Origin of the sequence: Kitasatospora sp. NPDC004614 (assembly GCF_042873675.1) — a bacterium.
GTDB lineage: Bacteria > Actinomycetota > Actinomycetes > Streptomycetales > Streptomycetaceae > Kitasatospora.
The window spans coordinates 37,992-56,714 of record NZ_JBIALR010000029.1 but is presented as its reverse complement, the minus strand read 5'-3'; the positions used below and the strand labels follow the sequence as shown (position 1 = coordinate 56,714).

Annotated in this window: 24 protein-coding genes; 9 read left to right on the top strand and 15 right to left on the bottom strand. The window is 72.6% G+C overall.

Annotation, left to right across the window (positions count from 1 at the left end; all coding sequences use genetic code 11):
- Positions 1–32: 32 nt before the first annotated feature.
- The 4 genes from ACFYST_RS34795 to ACFYST_RS34780 all read right to left on the bottom strand — a co-directional run bounded on the left by ACFYST_RS34795 (position 33) and on the right by ACFYST_RS34780 (position 2,153).
- Entirely contained in the window at positions 33–428 is a 396-nt protein-coding gene (locus ACFYST_RS34795; protein WP_387637740.1) for an NUDIX domain-containing protein, read from the bottom strand.
- A 45-nt stretch (positions 429–473) separates the two neighbouring features.
- Positions 474–944, bottom strand: a complete 471-nt coding sequence (locus tag ACFYST_RS34790) for a CYTH domain-containing protein (RefSeq protein ID WP_387868303.1) — start codon at positions 942–944, stop codon at positions 474–476.
- 80 nt (positions 945–1,024) lie between these two features.
- The gene (locus ACFYST_RS34785; RefSeq protein ID WP_387868300.1) at positions 1,025–1,234 is read right to left on the bottom strand and encodes an SPOR domain-containing protein; all 210 of its coding nucleotides are present in this window, start codon (positions 1,232–1,234) and stop codon (positions 1,025–1,027) included.
- A gap of 61 nt (positions 1,235–1,295) precedes the next feature.
- Complete coding sequence (locus ACFYST_RS34780) at positions 1,296–2,153, bottom strand: methyltransferase domain-containing protein (protein ID WP_387868298.1); 858 nt, start codon at positions 2,151–2,153, stop codon at positions 1,296–1,298.
- 84 nt (positions 2,154–2,237) lie between these two features.
- On the opposite strand from ACFYST_RS34780, the gene ACFYST_RS34775 reads away from it, so the two are divergent.
- The 3 genes from ACFYST_RS34775 to ACFYST_RS34765 all read left to right on the top strand — a co-directional run bounded on the left by ACFYST_RS34775 (position 2,238) and on the right by ACFYST_RS34765 (position 4,037).
- A complete protein-coding gene (locus ACFYST_RS34775; RefSeq protein ID WP_387868295.1) occupies positions 2,238–2,825 on the top strand; it encodes a pyridoxamine 5'-phosphate oxidase family protein in 588 nt (195 codons plus the stop codon).
- Between the two features lie 31 nt (positions 2,826–2,856).
- Complete coding sequence (locus tag ACFYST_RS34770; RefSeq protein ID WP_387868293.1) at positions 2,857–3,303, top strand: deaminase; 447 nt, start codon at positions 2,857–2,859, stop codon at positions 3,301–3,303.
- Positions 3,304–3,377: 74 nt separating this feature from the next.
- Positions 3,378–4,037 (top strand): HAD-IA family hydrolase, encoded by a 660-nt coding sequence (locus tag ACFYST_RS34765; protein ID WP_387868291.1) that lies wholly within the window; start codon positions 3,378–3,380, stop codon positions 4,035–4,037.
- 1,026 nt (positions 4,038–5,063) lie between these two features.
- Here ACFYST_RS34765 and ACFYST_RS34760 read toward each other — a convergent pair.
- From ACFYST_RS34760 to ACFYST_RS34745, 4 genes are all read right to left on the bottom strand, one after another.
- Positions 5,064–5,783 carry an alpha/beta hydrolase gene (locus ACFYST_RS34760; protein ID WP_387868288.1) on the bottom strand — a complete coding sequence of 240 codons (720 nt, stop codon included), beginning with the start codon at positions 5,781–5,783 and terminating at the stop codon, positions 5,064–5,066.
- A complete protein-coding gene (locus tag ACFYST_RS34755) occupies positions 5,780–6,163 on the bottom strand; it encodes a VOC family protein (protein WP_387868285.1) in 384 nt (127 codons plus the stop codon). Before ACFYST_RS34755 ends, ACFYST_RS34760 begins: the two co-directional genes overlap by 4 nt.
- 513 nt (positions 6,164–6,676) lie before the next feature.
- On the bottom strand, positions 6,677–8,020 hold the full coding sequence (locus tag ACFYST_RS34750) for an MFS transporter (RefSeq protein ID WP_387868283.1): 1,344 nt from the start codon (positions 8,018–8,020) through the stop codon (positions 6,677–6,679).
- Complete coding sequence (locus ACFYST_RS34745; RefSeq protein ID WP_387868280.1) at positions 8,017–8,598, bottom strand: TetR/AcrR family transcriptional regulator; 582 nt, start codon at positions 8,596–8,598, stop codon at positions 8,017–8,019. The genes ACFYST_RS34750 and ACFYST_RS34745 overlap by 4 nt, the downstream gene beginning before the upstream one ends.
- Before the next feature lie 68 nt (positions 8,599–8,666).
- On the opposite strand from ACFYST_RS34745, the gene ACFYST_RS34740 reads away from it, so the two are divergent.
- On the top strand, positions 8,667–9,242 hold the full coding sequence (locus tag ACFYST_RS34740; protein ID WP_387868277.1) for a Uma2 family endonuclease: 576 nt from the start codon (positions 8,667–8,669) through the stop codon (positions 9,240–9,242).
- Positions 9,243–9,301: 59 nt separating this feature from the next.
- Here ACFYST_RS34740 and ACFYST_RS34735 read toward each other — a convergent pair whose 3' ends face one another.
- From ACFYST_RS34735 to ychF, 3 genes are all read right to left on the bottom strand, one after another.
- Positions 9,302–9,556, bottom strand: a complete 255-nt coding sequence (locus ACFYST_RS34735) for a Txe/YoeB family addiction module toxin (protein ID WP_387868274.1) — start codon at positions 9,554–9,556, stop codon at positions 9,302–9,304.
- Positions 9,553–9,834, bottom strand: a complete 282-nt coding sequence (locus tag ACFYST_RS34730) for a type II toxin-antitoxin system Phd/YefM family antitoxin (RefSeq protein ID WP_387868271.1) — start codon at positions 9,832–9,834, stop codon at positions 9,553–9,555. The genes ACFYST_RS34735 and ACFYST_RS34730 overlap by 4 nt, the downstream gene beginning before the upstream one ends.
- A gap of 151 nt (positions 9,835–9,985) precedes the next feature.
- Positions 9,986–11,059, bottom strand: coding sequence for a redox-regulated ATPase YchF (gene ychF / locus ACFYST_RS34725; RefSeq protein WP_387637775.1), 1,074 nt, complete (start codon positions 11,057–11,059; stop codon positions 9,986–9,988).
- Positions 11,060–11,238: 179 nt separating this feature from the next.
- Between ychF and ACFYST_RS34720 the strand changes: the two genes are divergently transcribed.
- The gene (locus tag ACFYST_RS34720; protein ID WP_387868269.1) at positions 11,239–11,826 is read left to right on the top strand and encodes a DUF6542 domain-containing protein; all 588 of its coding nucleotides are present in this window, start codon (positions 11,239–11,241) and stop codon (positions 11,824–11,826) included.
- Between the two features lie 29 nt (positions 11,827–11,855).
- Here ACFYST_RS34720 and ppgK read toward each other — a convergent pair whose 3' ends face one another.
- A complete protein-coding gene (ppgK, locus tag ACFYST_RS34715) occupies positions 11,856–12,602 on the bottom strand; it encodes a polyphosphate--glucose phosphotransferase (RefSeq protein ID WP_387637781.1) in 747 nt (248 codons plus the stop codon).
- 177 nt (positions 12,603–12,779) lie between these two features.
- Positions 12,780–13,754 (bottom strand): 4-hydroxy-3-methylbut-2-enyl diphosphate reductase, encoded by a 975-nt coding sequence (locus ACFYST_RS34710; RefSeq protein WP_387637783.1) that lies wholly within the window; start codon positions 13,752–13,754, stop codon positions 12,780–12,782.
- A 73-nt stretch (positions 13,755–13,827) separates the two neighbouring features.
- Between ACFYST_RS34710 and ACFYST_RS34705 the strand changes: the two genes are divergently transcribed.
- Both ACFYST_RS34705 and xseA read left to right on the top strand, forming a co-directional pair.
- The gene (locus ACFYST_RS34705; protein ID WP_387868267.1) at positions 13,828–15,225 is read left to right on the top strand and encodes an APC family permease; all 1,398 of its coding nucleotides are present in this window, start codon (positions 13,828–13,830) and stop codon (positions 15,223–15,225) included.
- Positions 15,226–15,301: 76 nt separating this feature from the next.
- Complete coding sequence (xseA, locus tag ACFYST_RS34700; protein ID WP_387637787.1) at positions 15,302–16,516, top strand: exodeoxyribonuclease VII large subunit; 1,215 nt, start codon at positions 15,302–15,304, stop codon at positions 16,514–16,516.
- Between the two features lie 4 nt (positions 16,517–16,520).
- Here xseA and ACFYST_RS34695 read toward each other — a convergent pair whose 3' ends face one another.
- On the bottom strand, positions 16,521–17,009 hold the full coding sequence (locus ACFYST_RS34695; RefSeq protein WP_387868264.1) for a GNAT family N-acetyltransferase: 489 nt from the start codon (positions 17,007–17,009) through the stop codon (positions 16,521–16,523).
- Between the two features lie 61 nt (positions 17,010–17,070).
- On the opposite strand from ACFYST_RS34695, the gene ACFYST_RS34690 reads away from it, so the two are divergent.
- Both ACFYST_RS34690 and ACFYST_RS34685 read left to right on the top strand, forming a co-directional pair.
- Entirely contained in the window at positions 17,071–17,301 is a 231-nt protein-coding gene (locus tag ACFYST_RS34690) for an exodeoxyribonuclease VII small subunit (protein ID WP_387637792.1), read from the top strand.
- Between the two features lie 129 nt (positions 17,302–17,430).
- Positions 17,431–18,024 (top strand): malonic semialdehyde reductase, encoded by a 594-nt coding sequence (locus tag ACFYST_RS34685; RefSeq protein WP_387637794.1) that lies wholly within the window; start codon positions 17,431–17,433, stop codon positions 18,022–18,024.
- A gap of 70 nt (positions 18,025–18,094) precedes the next feature.
- Here the strand turns inward: ACFYST_RS34685 and ACFYST_RS34680 are convergent, their stop codons facing one another.
- Positions 18,095–18,622 carry a DUF4245 domain-containing protein gene (locus ACFYST_RS34680; RefSeq protein ID WP_387637796.1) on the bottom strand — a complete coding sequence of 176 codons (528 nt, stop codon included), beginning with the start codon at positions 18,620–18,622 and terminating at the stop codon, positions 18,095–18,097.
- Positions 18,623–18,723: the final 101 nt, after the last annotated feature.

Below are 18,723 nucleotides of genomic sequence, written 5' to 3'. Positions count from 1 at the left end.
GCATTTCCCTGCGCGGCCGGGGTCTCCCGTGCTCAGTGCAGGTGGCCGTCGCGGTGCAGGTCGTCGAAGAGCAACTGGTCGACCGGGGGGACGCGGTCGCGGTCGGCGTAGCCGAACCATTCGACGTCCTCGATCTCGCTGCTGGCGGCGAGGGTGCCGGTGTATTCGGCGCGGTAGCAGGCCATCCGGACGGTGGGGCCGCCCGGGTGGGCGTCGGCGTGGTAGGTGCCGGCGTGGGTGACGGTGTCGGGGCGGATGGCGACGGTGAGTTCCTCGGCGATCTCGCGGGTCAGCGTCTGCAGGTCGGTCTCGTCGCCCTCGCGCTTGCCGCCGGGGATGTAGAAGACGTCCTTGCCGCGGGGGCGCGCGCAGAGGATCCGCCCGCCCTCCAGTCGCACCCACGCCACCGTGTCGATCAGCTCTGCCATGGCCGCCCTTGCCGTTCGTACCGCTCGTCGGCTCCCGACCCTATGTCAGGGGCGCGGCGGCCCGGCGGCGGTGGCGAGGTGCTGGTTCTTCAGGTCCGGGCGGTCGGTGACCTCGGGTCCGAACCAAGGCGGCGGGGTGAAGGCGGCGGCCTCCTCCCGGTCGGTGAACTCGACCTCGACGGTGCGCAGTCCGGCCAGCCGGCCGTGGAAGGTGTCGACCACGGCCTCGCACCGGCCGAGCTGCACCACCCGGCGGGTCTTGGCGACCCGGGCCTGCTCGGTGGCGGGCCACAGCGCCTCGAACTGCTCGGCGGTGAGCGGGGTCTCCCACTCGCCGCGCACCAGGCCGGTGCCGCGCTTGACCGTCAGGGAGCACGCCCCGCCCTGGTCGCGCACCCGGGCCTCGGACCCCTCCGGCCCGATCACCAGGTAGCCCTGCCGGACTTCGAACTCCCGCCCGTCGGGGACGGTTTCGCCCGACGGCACCAGGAACTTGCGCTCGATCTCCTCAGCCAACGAAAGGCCCTCCTCGCTCGGCGTTCCGGCTCTCCCGGTGGCCGCCACGCTACGCGGCCGCGGGCGGCAGGGCCCGGAAGCTACGGGGCGCGGGTCCCCTCGGGCTGGGCCGGTCCGTCGGGGTCCTCGGCTTCGATCCAGTAGAGCTGCTTGTGACCGCGGGCCTCGTACTCGGCGGCCAGGGCCTCGGCGGCGGGGCGGGTGAGTCCGCGGGCGAGCAGGAAGCGATTGCCGTTGTCGTCCTGCCGCATGACGCGGTGCGTGGCGGGCGTGCGGTCCGGTTGTCCCATGGCGCCACACGGTAGCGGTCCGGCCCGATGGGGGGCGGGTCGGACCGCTCGGCGGGGCCAACTAGCTTACGCGCACCAGGAGTTCACCGTGCAGTACGGCGAACCAGGCGTCCGGATGCGCGGCCCAGCGGGGCCAGCCGGCGGCGATCCGGTCCAGGTCGGCGGGGGTGGCGAGGCCCTCGGCCAGGGCGGTGGCGGCGGTGTTGGAGTGCACCGTCCGCTCGGCCCAGCTCTCCGACCACCAGGCACGTTCGGCCTCGGTGGCGTACGTCCAGGTGCCGGAGGACGGCCGGACGTCGGTCAGCCCGGCGGCGTGCGCCCAGGACAGCAGTCGGCGGCCGGCGTCGGGTTCGCCGCCACTGGCCCGGGCGGTCTTCCGGTAGAGCGCCAACCATTCGTCCAGTTCGGGCACTTGGGGGTACCAGGCCATCGCGGCGTAGTCGGCGTCGCGGACCGCGATCACCCCGCCGGGGGCGGTGACCCGGCGCATCTCGCGCAGCGCGGCGACCGGGTCGGCGAGGTGCTGGAGCACCTGGTGGGCGTGCACCACGTCGAACGAGGCATCGGCGTACGGGAGTCGGTACACGTCGGCGGCCTCGAAGGTCAGCTGCTCCAGCCCGCGTTCGGCGGCGAGCGCGGCGGCCTGGGCGAGCACCTCGGCGGACGGGTCGATGCCGATCACCCGGCCGGTCGGGCCGAGCCGGTCGGCCAGGTCGGCGGTGATCGTGCCGGGCCCGCAACCGACGTCCAACAGCCGCTGCCCGGGGCGCAGTTCGGGCAGCAGATAGGCCGCGGAGTTGGCGGCGGTACGGGTGCGGTGCGAGCGCAGGACGGCGGCGTGGTGCCCATGGGTGTAGCCGGCCACGGCGGTTCCCCTCTCCCTCGAAAACGACCCTCCCAGGATAGGAAAACGTTCCATGAGTCGGACATTCACGTCTCGCACTGTGGGACGCTCTCGAATCCCCCTCGCCCGCCGGGCTCGGCCGGGCGCAGAATCGCGGGTATGGGAAAGACCTACGAACGCATCGACGACCGGCTGCGCGCGTTCATCGACAGGCAGCCCGTGTTCTTCGTGGCCACCGCCCCGCTCTCCGGCGACGGACACGTCAACCTCTCACCCAAGGGCCGGGCCGGCACCCTCGCCGTCCTCGACGAACTCACCGTCGCCTACCTGGACTTCGGCGGTTCGCACGCCGAGACCATCGCCCACCTGCGGGAGAACGGCCGGATCACCCTGATGTGGACCGCCTTCGAGGGCCCGCCGACGGTGCTGCGGGTGCACGGCCGGGGCGAGCCGGTGTTCCGCGACGACCCTCGGTTCGCCGAACTGCTCGGGCACTTCGACCCGTCCGCGGACGGCGTCGGACTGCGCGCGATCGTCCTGGTGCACGCGGAAAGGGTGAGCGACTCCTGCGGGTACGCCGTCCCGTTCATGGACTACCGCTCCGAACGGGGCCTGCACGAGCAGTTCTTCACCCGCAAGGGCGAGGAGAACTTCAGCGCCTACTGCGAGGGCAAGGACCACGTCGCCGTCAGCATCGACGGCCTGCCCTCCCTGCCGCTCCCGCTGCCGCCGCGGCCCGTACGGTGAGGGGCGCCGTCCCGTACCGAAGGAGCCCCCCATGACCACCGACCAGGAGTGGCTGCGCCACGCGATCGAACTGTCCCGGCGCTGCCCGCCGTCCCGGACGGCGTTCTCGGTGGGCGCGGTGATCGTCGGTGCGGACGGCGAGGTGCTGGCCGAAGGCTTCAGCCGGGAGGTCGACGCGGTGAACCACGCCGAGGAGGCCGCGCTCGGCAAGCTCGCGCCCGGCGATCCGCGGCTGCGCACCGCCACCGTCTACAGCACCTTGGAGCCGTGCGGGCAGCGCGCCTCCTGGCCGCACCCGTGCGCCGAGTTGATCGTCGCGGCCGGGGTGCCGCGGGTAGTGGTGGCCTGGCTGGAGCCCGCGCTGTTCGTCACCGAGGGCCGGGGCGGCGCGCTGCTCACCGCGGCGGGCGTCGAGGTGGTGGAGCTGCCGGAGCTGGCCGCGGAGGCCCGGGCGGTCAACGCGCACCTGCTGGGGTGAGCCCGGACGGCCCTCGGCCCCGGTTTTGTACGATTGTGGAACAAACACTCGTCCGAGGCCCCCGAGGAGCCCCGATGCCCGTCCTCACCCCGCCGGTCCGGGCCGTCCTGCTCGACATGGACGGCACCCTGGTCAACTCCGACGCCGTGGTCGAACGCTGCTGGCGCCGCTGGGCCGAACGGAACGGCCTCGACGCGGACGAGGCGATGCGCACCGTCCACGGCCGGCAGGGCCACCTGACCATGGCCCTGCTGCTGCCCGACCGCCCGATGGAACAGAACCTCGCCGAGAACCGGCAGATGCTCGCCGAGGAGACCGCCGACACCGACGGCGTGGTCGAAGTCCCCGGCGCCCGACGCCTGTTGGAGTCACTGGCCGGACTGCCGCACGCCCTGGTCACCTCCGCCGACGACCGCCTCGCCCGAGTCCGGATGGCCGCCGCCGACGTCCCGCTGCCCCCGCTGGTGATCACCGCCGAACACGTCGGCGCCAGCAAGCCCGACCCCGAGGGCTTCCTGAAGGCCGCCGCCGAACTCGGCGTCGCCCCCGCCGAATGCCTGGTCCTCGAGGACTCCGAAGCCGGCATCACCGCCGCCCGCGCCGCCGGCATGCCAGTCCTCGGCATCGGCCCACGCGCCGCTGCCCACCGGCCTGATCACTGGGTGGACGACCTCACCGGCGTCACCATCACAGCCGCCCCGAGCGGCGGCGAACTGGTCGTACGACTGCCCTGACGGGCACTCGGGCGCTGGGCGGGCTGCTCGTGCGGCCTCCCGGGCGGGCGTTCAGGCGTCGGCGGACTGTCGCGGGGCTGCTCTGGCGGATGCTCGGGCGTCGGCGAGGAACGCGGCAACCACTTGGACGCGGCACTCCGGGTGGCCGCTCAGCCAGGTGCCGAGCGTGTGGTCGACGGGCTGACCGTGCGACCTCCCTGGCGGCCGTTCAGGCGGCGGTCCGCCGGCAGTACGGCCTCCCTGACTCCCAACCAGGCAGCGGCGGGCCGACCATGCCCCCTCCTGCGACTGTTCAGGCGTCGGCGGGGCGGGCCAGCCATGCGGCTGGGCGCGACGGCCGTTCAGGCGTCGGCGGGGCGGGCCAGCCATGCGGCTGGGCGCGACGGCCGTTCAGGCGTCGGCGGGGCGGGCCAGCCGTGCGGCTGGGCGCGACGGCCGTTCAGGCATCGGTGAGAGACGCGGTGGCCACCTGGGCGCGGCGCTCCGGTGGGCGCCCAGGTCTGTGCCGACCCGGTCGGCGGCGGGATCGGCCGTGCGGCTGCCCCGACGGCCGTTCAGGCACCTGGCACGACGCTCCGGACCGCCCAGGTCTGTGCCGACCCGACCGGCGGCGGACTGGCCGTGCGGCTGCCCTGATGGGTTCAGGCGTCTGCAAACCGGCCGTGCAACTGCCCCAACAGCCGTTCAGGCGTCGCCGAGAAGCGCGGCAGCTACCTGGGCGCGGTGCTCCGGGTGGCCGCTCAGCCAGGTGCCGACCCAGCCAGCGGCGGACTGGCCGTGCGGCTGCCCCAACAGCCGATCAGGCCCCGGCGAGAAGCCCGGCAGCCACCTGGGCGCGACGCTCCGGGTGGCCGCTCAGCCAGGTGCCGACCCAGCCAGCGGCGCACTGGCCGTGCGGCTGCCCCAACAGCCGATCAGGCCCCGCCGAGAAGCCCGGCAGCCACCTGGGCGCGACGCTCCAAACCGCCCAGGTTTGTGCCGACCCGACCGGCGGCGAGATGGCCGTGCAACTGCCCCAACAGCCGATCAGTCGTCACCGAGAAGCGCGGCAGCTACCTGGGCGCGGTGCTCCGGGTGGCCGCTCAGCCAGGTGCCGAGCATGTGGTCGGCGCCCGGCAGAACCAGCCGGGTGTACGCGGCGCGGGTGCGCAGGGCGGTGTCCAGTGCGTCCGTCACCTCGGCCGGGATCACCTCGTCCGCCTCCGGCAGCACCAGCACCGCCCGGCCGTCGAACGCCGCGAAGGTCTCGAACGCCGTGCTGCTGCGCCAACTGCCCGGGCTGCGCAAGGTGGCCGTGAACTCCGGTGCAGCGAACGGGAGTTCCCGCACGTCGCGGGCGTACGCGGCCGGGGCCCCGAGGGCGATCGCCCGCACCCGGTCGCCGATGTCGGGCTCACCCAGCAGGTCGGCGACGGTCTGGCCGCTCATCGAGAACCCGACCAGCAGCAGTGGCCCGTCCGGCGCGTGGCGCTCCAGCACCGCACGGGCCTGACGCGCGCGGCGGGCCAGCGAGAGCTTCCCGAGCTCGCCGGTGCTCTCGCCGTGCCCGGCGAAGTCGAACACCACCGAGCGGCAGCCCGCAGCCGCCAACTCCCGGGCCAGCGGCAGGCATCGATGCCTACCGCTGTTCCCCGCGCCGTGCATCAGCAGCGCCGTACCGGGCCGGGCCGGCCCGACGGGTTCGACCACCGTGCAGGCCAGACGCTCGCCGTCCGCCTCCAGTACGGCCGCACCGGCCGCCGTCACTCGGGGACCGCCAGGCAGAACGGGTGCCCGTCCGGGTCGAGCAGCGTCACCCAGTGGTCGCCGCCCGCCTGGTGCTCCGGCTTCGTCGCGCCCGCCGCCAGCAGTTCGGCCACCGCCGGCGCCAACTCGGGCACGGTGAAGTCGAGATGGGCACGGGCCCCGTCGGACGGCCAGGCCGGAGGCCGGAACTCGCCGACCCGCTGAAAGCCGATCCGCACCGGACCGTCCCCGATGAACACGTACGCCTCGCTGCGGTACGTCACCTCCCAGCCCGTCAACAGGCGGTAGAACGCCGCCAGTCGCTCCGGGTCCGGGCAGTCCAGCACCGTCGAACTCAGCGCCCCGACCGCCCGGCGCTCTGCCATCTGCTCTTCCGTCACGGGCCAAGCGTGTCACGCGCCACCGACAGCGACTTCCCGATACGACAGGCGTCGCACGACCGGCTCGGCGACGGACGGCCGTCCCCAGCGCGGCACCTGCGGCACAGCAGGCGGGCGGGAGAGAGACCGCAGGCAGCCTGCACCGCCGAACCCGACAATTGCCGCATTGCCACCACTCCGACACGTCACCGCGGGGGGCCTCAACTCCCAACACTGCGAGTGCGGCGTAGCGACCAGGCTGGACGGAGGCCCCAGGCAACGATCTGACACCTGCCACCCGACGCGCCCCCACCCACGACAGCAACTCCCGACACTGCGAGTGCGGCACCACAACCGGGCCGGGCGGATACCCGGGCGACGACCTGCCGCACTGCCGCCAGCACCTCCACCACCGGCCCGACACCTCACCCGCCCGCGCAACGACTCCCCAATCACCGCAAGCACGCCAAGGGCAGCCGACCTCACCGAGCCGCGACCCGGCACCTACCGCACTGCCGCATCACCCCCGGCGCGTCACCCACCCGCGGCAGCAACTCCCTCGCCCGGCCGGTGCCGTGCGGCAGGCAGCGTCGCGGCCGGGAGCAGTCCGACGGCGGCCAGCAGCGCCAGGGCCGGCAGGGCGCCGTGCGGGCCGGCGCCGGAGGCGGCGGCGATGCCCAGGGTGGGGCCGACGTTCATCGCGGTCTGCTTCAGCCCGCCGACCGCGCCCGCGTACCCCGGCGGGGCGTCGCCGACCACGCTGCCGGTGGCCGTCACCATCACCACGGCGAACCCTGCCCCCAGCAGCGCCGACGCCACCGCCGTCGCGACGGGCTCCTCCCCGGCGCCACCCGGGCCGGCGAGTGCGGCAATTCCCGTCACCAGCAGCAGCGTTCCGCCGAACGCGGTGCGGCGCGGACCGTACCGGCGCAGCGCCCGCGCGGCGGCCGGGGCGCCCAGCACCATCAGCGCGGTCAGTGGCAGCATGCGCAGCGCGGTGTCCAGCGGGCCGAGGCGCAGCGCGTCCTGGAGCCGGAACGTGGTGCTGAACAGTGTGCCGAACAGCCCGGCGGAGGACGTCAGGAGCAACGCCAGCGAGCCGATCACCGGACGCGACCGGGCCACCGGACGCGGCACCACCGGCTCGGCGGTACGCCGCTCGTGGCCGACCAGCGCCACCAACAGACCTGCGGCAACGGCCAGTTCGACGACGATGCCGGCGTCGCGCCAACCCCGGTCGGGGATCCCGGCGAGGGCGTGCACCAGTACGGCGAGCGCGGCGGCGAGCAGCGCAGCGCCCGCCAGGTCGAGCCGCTGGCGACTCCGTTCGACCTCGGGCGGTCGCAGCGCGAGCGTCATGGCCGCGATCACGATGGCGACCGGCACGTTGATCCAGAACACCGCCCGCCAGCCGAACTGCGCCACCAGCGCGCCGCCGAGCAGCGGGCCCGCACCGGCCGCGATCGCGATCGCGCCCGTCCGCACCGCGACCGCCCGGCCGAGCCGCTCCGGCGGACAGCACAGCCGCAGCAGCGCGAGCGTTCCCGGCTGCAGCAGCGCCCCGAACGCGCCCTGGGCGACCCGTAACCCGATCACCCAGCCGACGTCGGGGGCGACCGCGATCCCGGCCGAGGCCGCGCCGAACCCCAGCACCCCCGCCAGCAACGTCCTCCGGTGCCCGTACCGGTCGCCGAGCCGGCCGGCCACCACCAGCAGGGCAGCGACCGCGACCAGGTAGCCGGTGCTGGTCCACTGCAACGCGGCCGCGCTCGCGCCGAGTTCGCGCCGCATGCTCGGCTGGGCGATCAGCAGCACGGTGCCGTCCAGGGCCACCAGCATCGCGGCCGCGACGCTCACCGGCAGCGCGAACCGGCTCACCGCTCACCCAGGTGCGCCACCAGAACCGCCTCCAGCAGCGCGTCCTCCCGCCCCGCCCCCAGCATCAACTCGACGCTCCCCCACCCCTGCAACTGCGCCAGCCCGTGCAGGTTCGCCCACAACGCCGCCGCTACCACCGGCGCCCGCTCCCCGTCTCCCGTGCACTCCGCCACCAGCCCGACCATCCCCCCGAACAGCGGCCCCGTCGACTCCCGCAGCCTCGGACCGCCCGCCTCCCGCCCGTCACTGCTCAGCAGGTCATGACGGAACATCAGCTCGAACATCCCGCGCCGCTCCGCCGCGAACGCCAAGTACTCCCGAGCCACCCCCTCCAACCGCCCCCTGGCCCCCTCCGCCCGCACCCCCGCGAACCGCCGCCCCAACTCCTCGAACCCCCGCCGCGCCACCGCCGACAACAACTCCCGATGCGTAGCGAAATACCGCCGCGGCGCCCCGTGCGACACCCCCGCCCGCCGCGCAATCTCCCGCAACCCCACCGCCCCCGACCCCTCCGCCAGCACCAACTCCACCCCGGCATCCACCAGGCGCTCACGCAGGGACGTCTGCCCGTCATCCATGAACACAGCATCCATAGACAGTGTCTACCAGTGCTCGATAGACACTGTCTACCACCTACTCTGACGCCATGAGCTCGCTGCCCGACTGGATGCACCCACCGCGCACGGAGGGCTGGTTCGCGGAGGATCTCGACCACCTCCCTGAGGCGCCTCGACACACCGAACTGATCGACGGAGCACTGGTCTTCACGCTCTGGCCGCAGCCGTGGTGGCACAGCCACCTCGTCACCATGCTCACCGTCGCGCTCATGGGCCAGTGCTCGCAGGGCTTCAAGGTGGGCGGAGAAATGACCATCAGGCTCGACTCCCGCAACCGGATCGAACCGGACCTGCTGGTGACCGACGCCCCGATCGACCGCGACCGCACGTGGCTCGCCCCCGAAGAGGTCACGCTGGCCGTCGAAGTCGTCTCCCCCGAATCCGCCCACCGCGACCGCACCGTCAAGCTCCGCAAGTACGCGGAAGCCGGGATCCCGCACTACTGGCGCATCGAAGACGAGGACGGCCATCCCGCCGTCCACGTCTACGAACTCGACGACGCCACCCGGATTTACGCCCCGGCCGGCATTTTCCGGGGCGCACTCCAACGTCCGGTCCCGTTCAAGATCGACCTCGACCTCGACCAACTCGTCGCCGATCTCTGACCGAACGCACCGAAGGGGCCGGGAACCTCAACCAGCGGGAGCATGCACCCAACCGGCAATCAGTAGTGGTAGCGGGCCGCCAGAATGACGATTTCCCGGTCCGTGACCAGGTAGACGAGACGGTGCTCGTCATCGATCCGTCGCGACCAGGCCCCGGGCAGGTGGTACTTCAGCGGCTCGGGCTTGCCGATCCCCGCGAACGGGTCGCGCATGGCATCTTCAATGAGCTTGTTGATCCGGGCGAGCATCTTGCGGTCGCTCTTGAGCCAGGACGTGTAGTCCTCCCAGCCGCCCTCTTCAAAGACGAGCCTCACGCGGCGCCCTTCTCGGCATCCGCCTCATCAGGGTCGATGAGCTCCCGCTCGGAGAGTCCTGCGCCGCCAAGGGCGTTCTCGTACGCCTTGAGCAGGCGGCGGGCGTTCACCGGCGAGCGCAGCAGGTAGGAACCCTCGCGAAGGGCGGCGTAGTCCTCGGCCGACACGAGTACGGCGTTGCCGTGCTTGGAGACAATTTCAATGGCCTCGTGGTCGTCGTTGACCTTCTTGATCAACGGGAAGAGAGCCTTGCGCGCCTCGCTGGCAGTGATCGACATCGACTGAACTCCCTCCAAGACTGGTACCACATAACGTACCACTCAGGCGGTTCAGTGGGCTGAAAAGTCGGCGCCAGGTCAGCACGGAAAAGCGGACGGGCCCGCCTCAAGAGAGACGAACCCCGTCCGACCTGCGCAGATAACGCCCGAACTAGACGTTGAAGCGGAACTCCACCACGTCGCCGTCCTGCATGACGTAGTCCTTGCCTTCGATGCGGGCCTTGCCCTTGGCGCGGGCTTCGGCGATGGAGCCGGTGGCGACGAGGTCTTCGAAGGAGGTGACCTCGGCCTTGATGAAGCCCTTTTGGAAGTCGGTGTGGATGACGCCGGCGGCCTCGGGGGCGGTGGCGCCCTGCTTGATGGTCCAGGCGCGGGCTTCCTTGGGGCCTGCCGTGAGGTAGGTCTGGAGGCCGAGGGTGGCGAAGCCGACGCGGGCGAGGGTGGCGAGGCCGGGCTCGTCCTGGCCCATGGACTGGAGGAGTTCGAGGGCCTCGTCGTCCTCGAGTTCGATGAGCTCGGACTCGATCTTGGCGTTGAGGAAGATGGCCTCGGCGGGGGCGACCAGGGCGCGCTGGGTGTTCTTGAAGTCCTCGTCGGAGAGGGCGTCCTCGTCGACGTTGAAGACGTAGAGGAACGGCTTCGCGGTCATCAGGTGGAGGTCGCGGACGAGGGTGGTGTCGAAGCCGGCCTCGAAGAGGGTCTTGCCGGTTTCCAGGACGGCCTGGGCGGCCTCGGCGGCGGCGAGGACGGGGGCGGTGTCCTTCTTGAGCCGGGCTTCCTTCTGGAGCCGGGGCAGCGCCTTCTCGATGGTCTGCAGGTCGGCGAGGATCAGCTCGGTGTGGATGGTGTCGATGTCGTCCTTGGGGGACACCTTGCCGTCGACGTGGACCACGTCGGGGTCGGTGAAGGCACGGACGACCTGGCAGATCGCGTTGGCCTCGCGGATGTTGGCGAGGAACTTGTTGCCCAGGCCCTCGCCCTCGCTGGCGCCGCGGACGATGCCGGCGATGTCCACGAAGTCGACGGTGGCGGGCAGGATGCGCTGCGAGCCGAAGATCTCGGCGAGCTTGTCCAGCCGCGGGTCCGGGACGCCGACGACGCCCACGTTGGGCTCGATGGTGGCGAACGGGTAGTTGGCCGCCAGCACGTCGTTCTTGGTCAGGGCGTTGAACAGGGTCGACTTGCCGACGTTCGGCAGGCCGACGATTCCGATCGTGAGCGACATGGAGAGTGGTGTCCCGTGGCTTGGAGGGCGTCGAGGTGGCCCGGTGCGGGCCGATCCCCCAGTCTACGGGGCGTGCGCGGGCCCGAAGCAGCGTGGTGGGGCGTGCACCGGCCGGACACGGACCAATTGCCGGGAAGCCATTACACAGGGTGTCGATGATCGGACCGTACGTTGGTCGGGTGGAGCAGAGCATCCGTACCCAGCCGCCAGGGCCGAGAAGACGAGCGCCGGGGCGCGGCGCCGACGAGGCCGCCGTTCCGGGGCAGATCCGGCCCCCAGAGTCCCGGTTGCGGACGGCCGCCGACGGCCGGACCGGGCCGCCCGCCGTGCAGTGGCTGCAGCGGCTGCCGCACCGGCTGCTGGCTGCCCGCCGGAGGCGGGCGGGCGGGCGGCCCGCCCGGCTTACGGCGGTGGGCACCGGGGTGGTCGCGGTGGCCGGGACGCTGGTGGCCGCGGGGGTGGACCGGCTGGTGTTCGGGGGGCTCGGGGTGCTGTTCGGGCTCGGCTATCTGGTGGTGTGCTTCCAGCTGGCCGTGCGGGTGCGGTACCCGGACCTCCCGGCGGCCCCGATCTGTGGGCCGATCGCGTTCGCGGCGGCGCTGGTGCTGCTGCAGCCGGGTGCCACCAACGGCGTCACCGGGCAGGTGGTGGCGCTGGCCGGCGGACTGGCGCTGCGTGCGGGCTGGCTGTTCACCGGCACCGGCCTGGCCGCCGCGATCGTCACCGCGCGTTACATCGCCCAGCGCCGCCGCCACCGGGCCCGGTAGATCGCCCAGCGCCGCCGCCACCGCACTCGCTAGGTCAGGGAGCGGGCGGCGGCCATCGCCGCGCCGACGATGCCCGCGTCGTTGCGGAGCTCGGCGGGGACGATCTCGGCGCGGCGGTCCTTGAGCAGGGGCAGGAACTTCTCGTGCTTGCGGCTGACGCCGCCGCCGACGATGACCAGCTGCGGGGAGAAGAGCATCTCGACCAGGTCGAGGTACTCGTCGACCCGCCCGGCCCACTGGGGCCAGCTGAGGTCGTGGCGTTCCTTGGCGGCGGAGGAGGCGCGCCGTTCGGCGTCCTTGCCGCGCATCTCGAGGTGGCCGAGTTCAGTGTTGGGGACGAGCACGCCGTCGGAGAACAGCGCGCTGCCGATGCCGGTGCCGAAGGTGAGCAGCAGGACCACGCCTGAGCGGCCGCGGCCGGCGCCGTGGGTGACTTCGGCGAGGCCGGCCGCGTCGGCGTCGTTGACCACGGTGGCGGGCATGCCGAGCGCCTCGGTGAAGCGGCCGGCGGCGTCCAGGCCGATCCAGCTCTTGTCGACGTTGGCGGCGGTGCGGGTCTGCCCGTCGACGACCACGCCGGGGAAGGTCAGGCCGACCGGCCCGTGGTGGCCGAAGTGCCGGACGACCTCGCAGACCGCGTCGATCACCGCGTCCGGGCCGGACGGGTGCGGGGTGAGCACCTTGAGCCGCTCCTGCGCGAGCACGCCCTTGTCCAGGTCGACCGGTGCGCCCTTGATGCCCGAGCCGCCGATGTCCACGCCGAAGACCGTCGTCACTGCCGTCGCCTTCCGTACCGCCGGGGGCCTCCGCTGCCCGCCTGCTCTCGCACCAACGTACGGGGGTGCGGGGGCGGGCGCAGCCGTTCCCGGACGGTCGGCGCCCGCACGAGCGACGCCCGGGCCCCTCGGGAGAGGGATCCGGGCGTCGGACGGCTTACGTGGGCTGACGGGCGGTCAGAGCTTGCCGGCGGCCTCGGCGCGCAGGTCGCGGCGGAGCTCCTTGGGGAGCGAGAAGATCAGGTGCTCCTCGGCGGTCTTGACGATCTGCACGTCCTCGAAGCCGTGGGCGGCGAGCAGCTGCAGCACGCCGTCGACCAGGATCTCCGGCACGGACGCGCCACTGGTCAGGCCGACCGTCTGCACGCCCTCCAGCCAGGCGAGGTCGATCTCGTCGGCGAAGTCGACCAGGTGGGCGGCCTTGGCGCCGTACTCCAGGCCGACCTCGACCAGGCGGACCGAGTTGGAGGAGTTCTTCGAGCCGACCACGATCAGCAGGTCCGCCTCGGGGGCGAGCTGCTTGACGGCGACCTGGCGGTTCTGGGTGGCGTAGCAGATGTCGTCGCTGGGCGGCGAGACCAGCAGCGGGAAGCGCTCCTTGAGGGCGCCGACGGTCTCCATGGTCTCGTCCACGGAGAGGGTGGTCTGGGAGAGCCAGACCAGCTTGGACTCGTCGCGGACCTTCACGTTGGCGACGTCCTCGGCACCGTCCACCAGGTGGATCCGGTCCGGGGCCTCGCCCATCGTGCCGACGACCTCCTCGTGGCCCTCGTGGCCGATCAGCAGGATGTCGTAGTCCTCGTCGGCGAACCGGCGGGCCTCCTTGTGCACCTTGGTGACCAGCGGGCAGGTCGCGTCGATGGTGGCGAGCTTGCCGGCCTCGGCCTCGTCGTGCACCGACGGGGCGACACCGTGCGCGGAGAACACCACGATCGCGCCCTCGGGCACCTCCTCCGTCTCGTCGACGAAGATCGCGCCCTGCTTCTCCAGGGTCTGCACGACGTACTTGTTGTGGACGATCTGCTTACGGACGTAGATGGGCGCCCCGTACTGCTCCAGGGCCTTCTCCACGGCAATCACGGCGCGGTCGACACCCGCGCAGTAGCCACGGGGGGCGGCGAGCAGGACACGGCGCTGAGCACTGGCGGACATGGCTCCATCGTACGGGCGAGTCCCGCCCGCACGGACGCGAGTCGCCACTGTCGGGGCGGGTGCGGCCGGTGGAATGGCGAGGGTGAGCACACAGGCGGCTTCGACGGAACTGCGGCGCACTCTCGGGGTGCGCGATCTGATGGTGTACGGGCTGCTGTTCATCGCCCCGATGGCGCCGGTCGGCGTGTTCGGCGTGCTGGACGCGAAGAGCCACGGGGCGGTGGCCGCCGTCTACTTGGTGGCCACCGTGGCGATGGGGTTCACCGCCTTGTCCTACGCCGAGATGGTGCGGGCGGTGCCCCGGGCCGGGTCGGTGTTCGCGTACGCGCGGGCCGGACTGGGCGAGGGGCCGGGGTTCATCGCCGGGTGGATGGCGATGCTCGATTACTTGCTGATTCCCGCGGTCGCGTACCTGTTCTCCGGCATCGCACTGAACTCGCTGGTGCCGGGCGTCTCCCGGTGGGTGTGGACCACGCTGGCGGTGCTGATCACCACCGCGCTCAACCTGATCGGGGTACGGACGGCGGCCGTGGTTGGCTTCGCGGTGCTGGCCATGGAGATCGTGGTGCTGACGGTGTTCGTGGTCGCGGCCTCGGTGGAACTCGCGCTGCACGGGGCGGCCCGGGACTGGGGGTCCCCGTTCGGGGGAACCGGCGGGTTCTCGTTGACGGCGGTGCTGTCGGCGGTGTCCGTCGCCGTGCTCTCCTACCTCGGCTTCGACGCGATCGCCTCGTTCGTGGAAGAAGCGGTCGGCGCGTCGGCGGCGGTCGCCAGGGCCGTGCTGTGGTGCCTGGCGCTGGCCGGCCTGCTGTTCGTCGTCCAGACCTACCTGGCGGCGGTGCTGGAACCCATGACACCGAGCCAGCTGGCCGCCGACCCGGCCGCGCAGGGGTCGGCGTTCTACGACACCGTCGAAGCCGCCGTCGGGCACTGGCTGCACGTGCTGATCGCCGCGTCCAAGGCGATCGGCGCCGCGTTCGCCGCGCTGGCCGGGCAGGCCGCCGCCGGGCGGCTGGTGTTCGCGATGGGACGGGAGGGGCGGCTGCCGCGGCGGCTCGGCGTGGTCGAGGAACGCACGTCCACCCCGCGGCGGGCGCTGCTGACTGCCGCCGTCATCACGCTGGTGGCCGCCGTCTGGGCCGCCCGCCGCGACGACGGACTCGACCGGCTCACCTCGGTGGTCAACGTCGGCGCGCTCACCGCGTTCATCCTGCTGCACGCCTCAGTGGTGGGCTGGTACATGGTGCGCGGCCACTCCCGCGACTGGCTGCGCCACGCCGTCGTTCCGCTGCTGGGCATCGCGGTGATCGTCGCGGTGCTGGTGGAGGCTTCGCACACGGCGCTGATCGTGGGCGGGATCTGGCTGGCGGTGGGCTTGTTGGTGTTGCTGGCGGGGATGCGAGGTCAGGGGCGCGGGGAACGGCGCGAAGCGGGAGGCACCCGACCGCGAGATCGCGACGCAGGACAATGACCCGCACGTGATCGCGACCTTGCGGACGTGCGCTCCTTGCCCGCGCCCTGTCGCCCTGTTCGCATAGCCTCTGGGAATGGCTAATGCGAGCAGTCCCGAAGCGCCCCTGCCCGTGGCTAAGGTCTCGGCGCTGATCGGCGGGTGGGTCGATCGGCTGGGCGAGGTGTGGGTGGAGGGGCAGATCGCGCAGCTCTCGCGGCGGCCGGGGGCGGGGATGGTGTTCCTGACGCTGCGCGACCCCGATCGGGACGTCTCGTTGACCGTGACGTGCTTCCGGTCGGTGTTCGAGCAGGTCGCGGATGCCGTGCAGGAGGGGTCGCGGGTGATCGTGCTGGCGAAGCCGGAGTGGTACACGGCGCGCGGCACGCTGTCGTTGCGGGCGTCCGAGATCCGGCTCGTCGGGTTGGGTGAACTGCTGGCCCGGCTGGAGCAGTTGAAGCGCAAGCTGTTCGCCGAGGGGCTGTTCGAGGAGTCCCGGAAGAAGCCGTTGCCGTTCCTGCCGGGCTGTGTGGGCCTGGTGACCGGTCGGGGTTCGGCGGCCGAGCGGGACGTGCTGGAGAACGCCCGGCGGCGGTGGCCGGCGGTGCGGTTCGAGGTGCGGAACGTGCTGGTGCAGGGGCCGCAGGCGGTGTCGCAGGTGAGTGCCGCGGTGCGCGAGCTGGACGCGCATCCGGACGTCGAGGTGATCGTGGTGGCGCGCGGCGGCGGCAGCGTGGAGGACCTGCTGCCGTTCTCCGACGAGGAGTTGGTGCGGACGGTGGCGGCGGCCCGGACGCCGGTGGTGAGCGCGATCGGGCACGAGCCGGACCAGCCGCTGCTGGACTTCGTCGCGGACCTGCGGGCGTCCACGCCGACCGACGCGGCGAAGCGGGTGGTGCCGGACGTGGGCGAGGAGCTGGCCCGGGTGCGGCAGTTGCGGGACCGGGCGCGGCGGTACGTGGTGCACCGGGTGGACCGGGAGGCGGCGGGCCTGGCGTCGGTGCGCAGCCGTCCGGCGCTGGCGGCACCGACCGAGGCGGTGGCGGCGCGCGGCGCGGAGGTGACGGCGCTGGTGGAGCGGGCCCGCCGGGTGCTGGGGCACCGGCTGGACCACGCGCAGACCGACCTCGGCCACGCGCTGGCCCGGGTAGTGGCGCTGTCACCGCTGGCCACCCTGGAGCGCGGGTACGCGGTGCTGCAGCGCGAGGACGGCGCGGTGGTGACGGACCCGGCGCAGGTCGCCGGCGGCGAGGCGCTGCACGCCCGGGTGGCGGGCGGCGCGTTCGAGGTGCGGGTGCCCGAGCAGGGCTGACGGCTCAGTCGGGGAGGTCGGTGAGCAGCCGCTGGCGGGAGAGCGCGGTGGAGTGCTCATGGAAGCCGAGGCTGCGGTAGAGCGCCTCGCCGCCCTCGCTGGCGTGCAGGTCGATCCGGGTGGCGCGGCGTTCGTCGAACCAGGCGAGCAGCGCCTCGGTGCAGGCACGGGCGTGGCCCCGGCCGCGGTGGTCGGGGTCGGTGCAGATGCTGAAGACGAAGCCGAACAGGCCGTCGGGGTGGCCGGGGGCGGGCAGTCGCTGTTCCAGGGTGCCGACGGCGCAGCTGGCGAGCCGGCCGGGGTTGTCCGGGTCGTCGATCACGTACGCCTGCAGGCGCCGGTCGGGCTCGGCGAGCCGGCGGGCCATCAGGTCGTGGGCGGTGTGCTGCCAGTGGCCGGGGCGCGATTCGCCCTGCATGGACTCGAACATCAGCGTGCGCAGGCGGACGAGTTCGGCGGCGTCCTCGGGGCGGGCCGGGCGTGGGGTGCTCATGTGCGGCAGCGTAGGCGGGGGCGCAAGTGCTTTGTCCGGGCGAGCCCCTAGGGTGGGCGGCATGGCTGATCAGCAGGGTGCGGATGTCGAGCAGGTGCTCGGGTACGAGCAGGCGCGGGACGAGCTGCTGGAGGTGGTCCGGCGGCTGGAGACAGGGGGGACGACGCTCGAGGAGTCGCTGGCGCTGTGGGAGCGCGGCGAGCAGCTGGCGAAGGTGTGCCAGCGCTGGCTGGACGGTGCCCGGGCCCGGTTGGACGCGGCGCTGGCGGCCGAGGAGTCCGCCGGCGAGTAGCCGCGCCGGAGGTGTGGCGCGCATCACAGTGGATCTTGGGAATGGTTTAACTTTCACCGAAGTTGAATCGGTCTGTACGGCACCGGCCGTGCCCCGAACCGCCCCACAGCTTTGAGGTAGGACAACGCCATGACCCTGGCCCTCGACGCCGCCGCCCAGGACCTGCTCTTCCGCGAGGCCCGCACCGCCAACACCTTCTCGGACGAGCAGGTCAGCGACGAGCAGATCCAGGCGATCTACGAGCTGGTGAAGTTCGGCCCGACCGCGTTCAACCAGCAGCCGCTGCGCATCGTCCTGGTCCGCTCCGAGGAGGGCCGCGCCCGCCTGGTGCAGCACATGGCCGAGGGCAACCAGGCCAAGACCGCCGGCGCGCCGCTGGTCGCCATCCTGGCCGCCGACAACGAGTTCCACGAGGAGCTCCCCTCGCAGCTGCCGCACTTCCCGCAGGCCAAGGACATGTTCTTCAGCGAGCGCCCGGTCCGCGAGTCCTCCGCCGCGCTGAACGGCGCCCTGCAGGCCGCCTACTTCATCATCGGCGTGCGCGCCGCCGGCCTGGCCGCGGGCCCGATGACCGGCTACAACGCCGAGGGCATCAACAAGGAGTTCTTCGGCGACGGCGACCACTCGGTGCTGGCCGTCGTCAACATCGGCAAGCCGGGCGAGGACGCCTGGTTCCCGCGCAGCCCGCGCCTGGCCTACGACGAGGTCGTCACCACCGTCTGAGTCCGCTCGGCACCGTGACAGCGAAGGCCCCCGCCGTTCCCCGGCGGGGGCCTTCCGCGTACTCGCGTGACTACTTCAGCGACTCGGCGAGCTGCGCGAGCTCCTCGTACGAGGCGGTGCCGGTGAGCACCGTGGTGCCCTTGTCGCCGGCCGGGCGGGTCAGCGCCCGGTAGTGGTCGCCCTGCACCCGCTGCCACTCCTGGCCGGCCACCGTGGAGGTGCCGTCCGGCTTGCCGCCGGGCACGTTCTTGGCGACCACGTCGTCGGGCTTGCCGTCGCTCTGCTCGACCGCCGCGTACTGGCCGGAGGCGGTGCTGAGGCCCAGGTGCCAGACGGCGTGGCCCTTGTCACTCGGGCTGTAGCTCACCGAGGTGGCCTGCCAGCCCTCCGGCAGGGGCTGCGGGCCGAGCAGCGGGTACGGCGCGGCGCGCTTCGCCGAGGACAGTTCCGCCTGGAACGGCACCCGGTGCACGCCGCCCTTGCCGTCCGCGCTGGGGATGCTGAAGTACGCGACCGCCACCACGACGCCGACCGCCGCCATCGACAGGACCATGTCCCGTACCGACTGACGGCCCTTCTTGCTGCTGTTGCCTGCCACCCGCCCATGGTAGGCGGCGCTTACCAAAGACCGGCGCTCGGGCCGCCCCGTCACGGTGCGCGAGGAGTGCGCCGCAGACTCCCGTTCCACCTGCCGATACG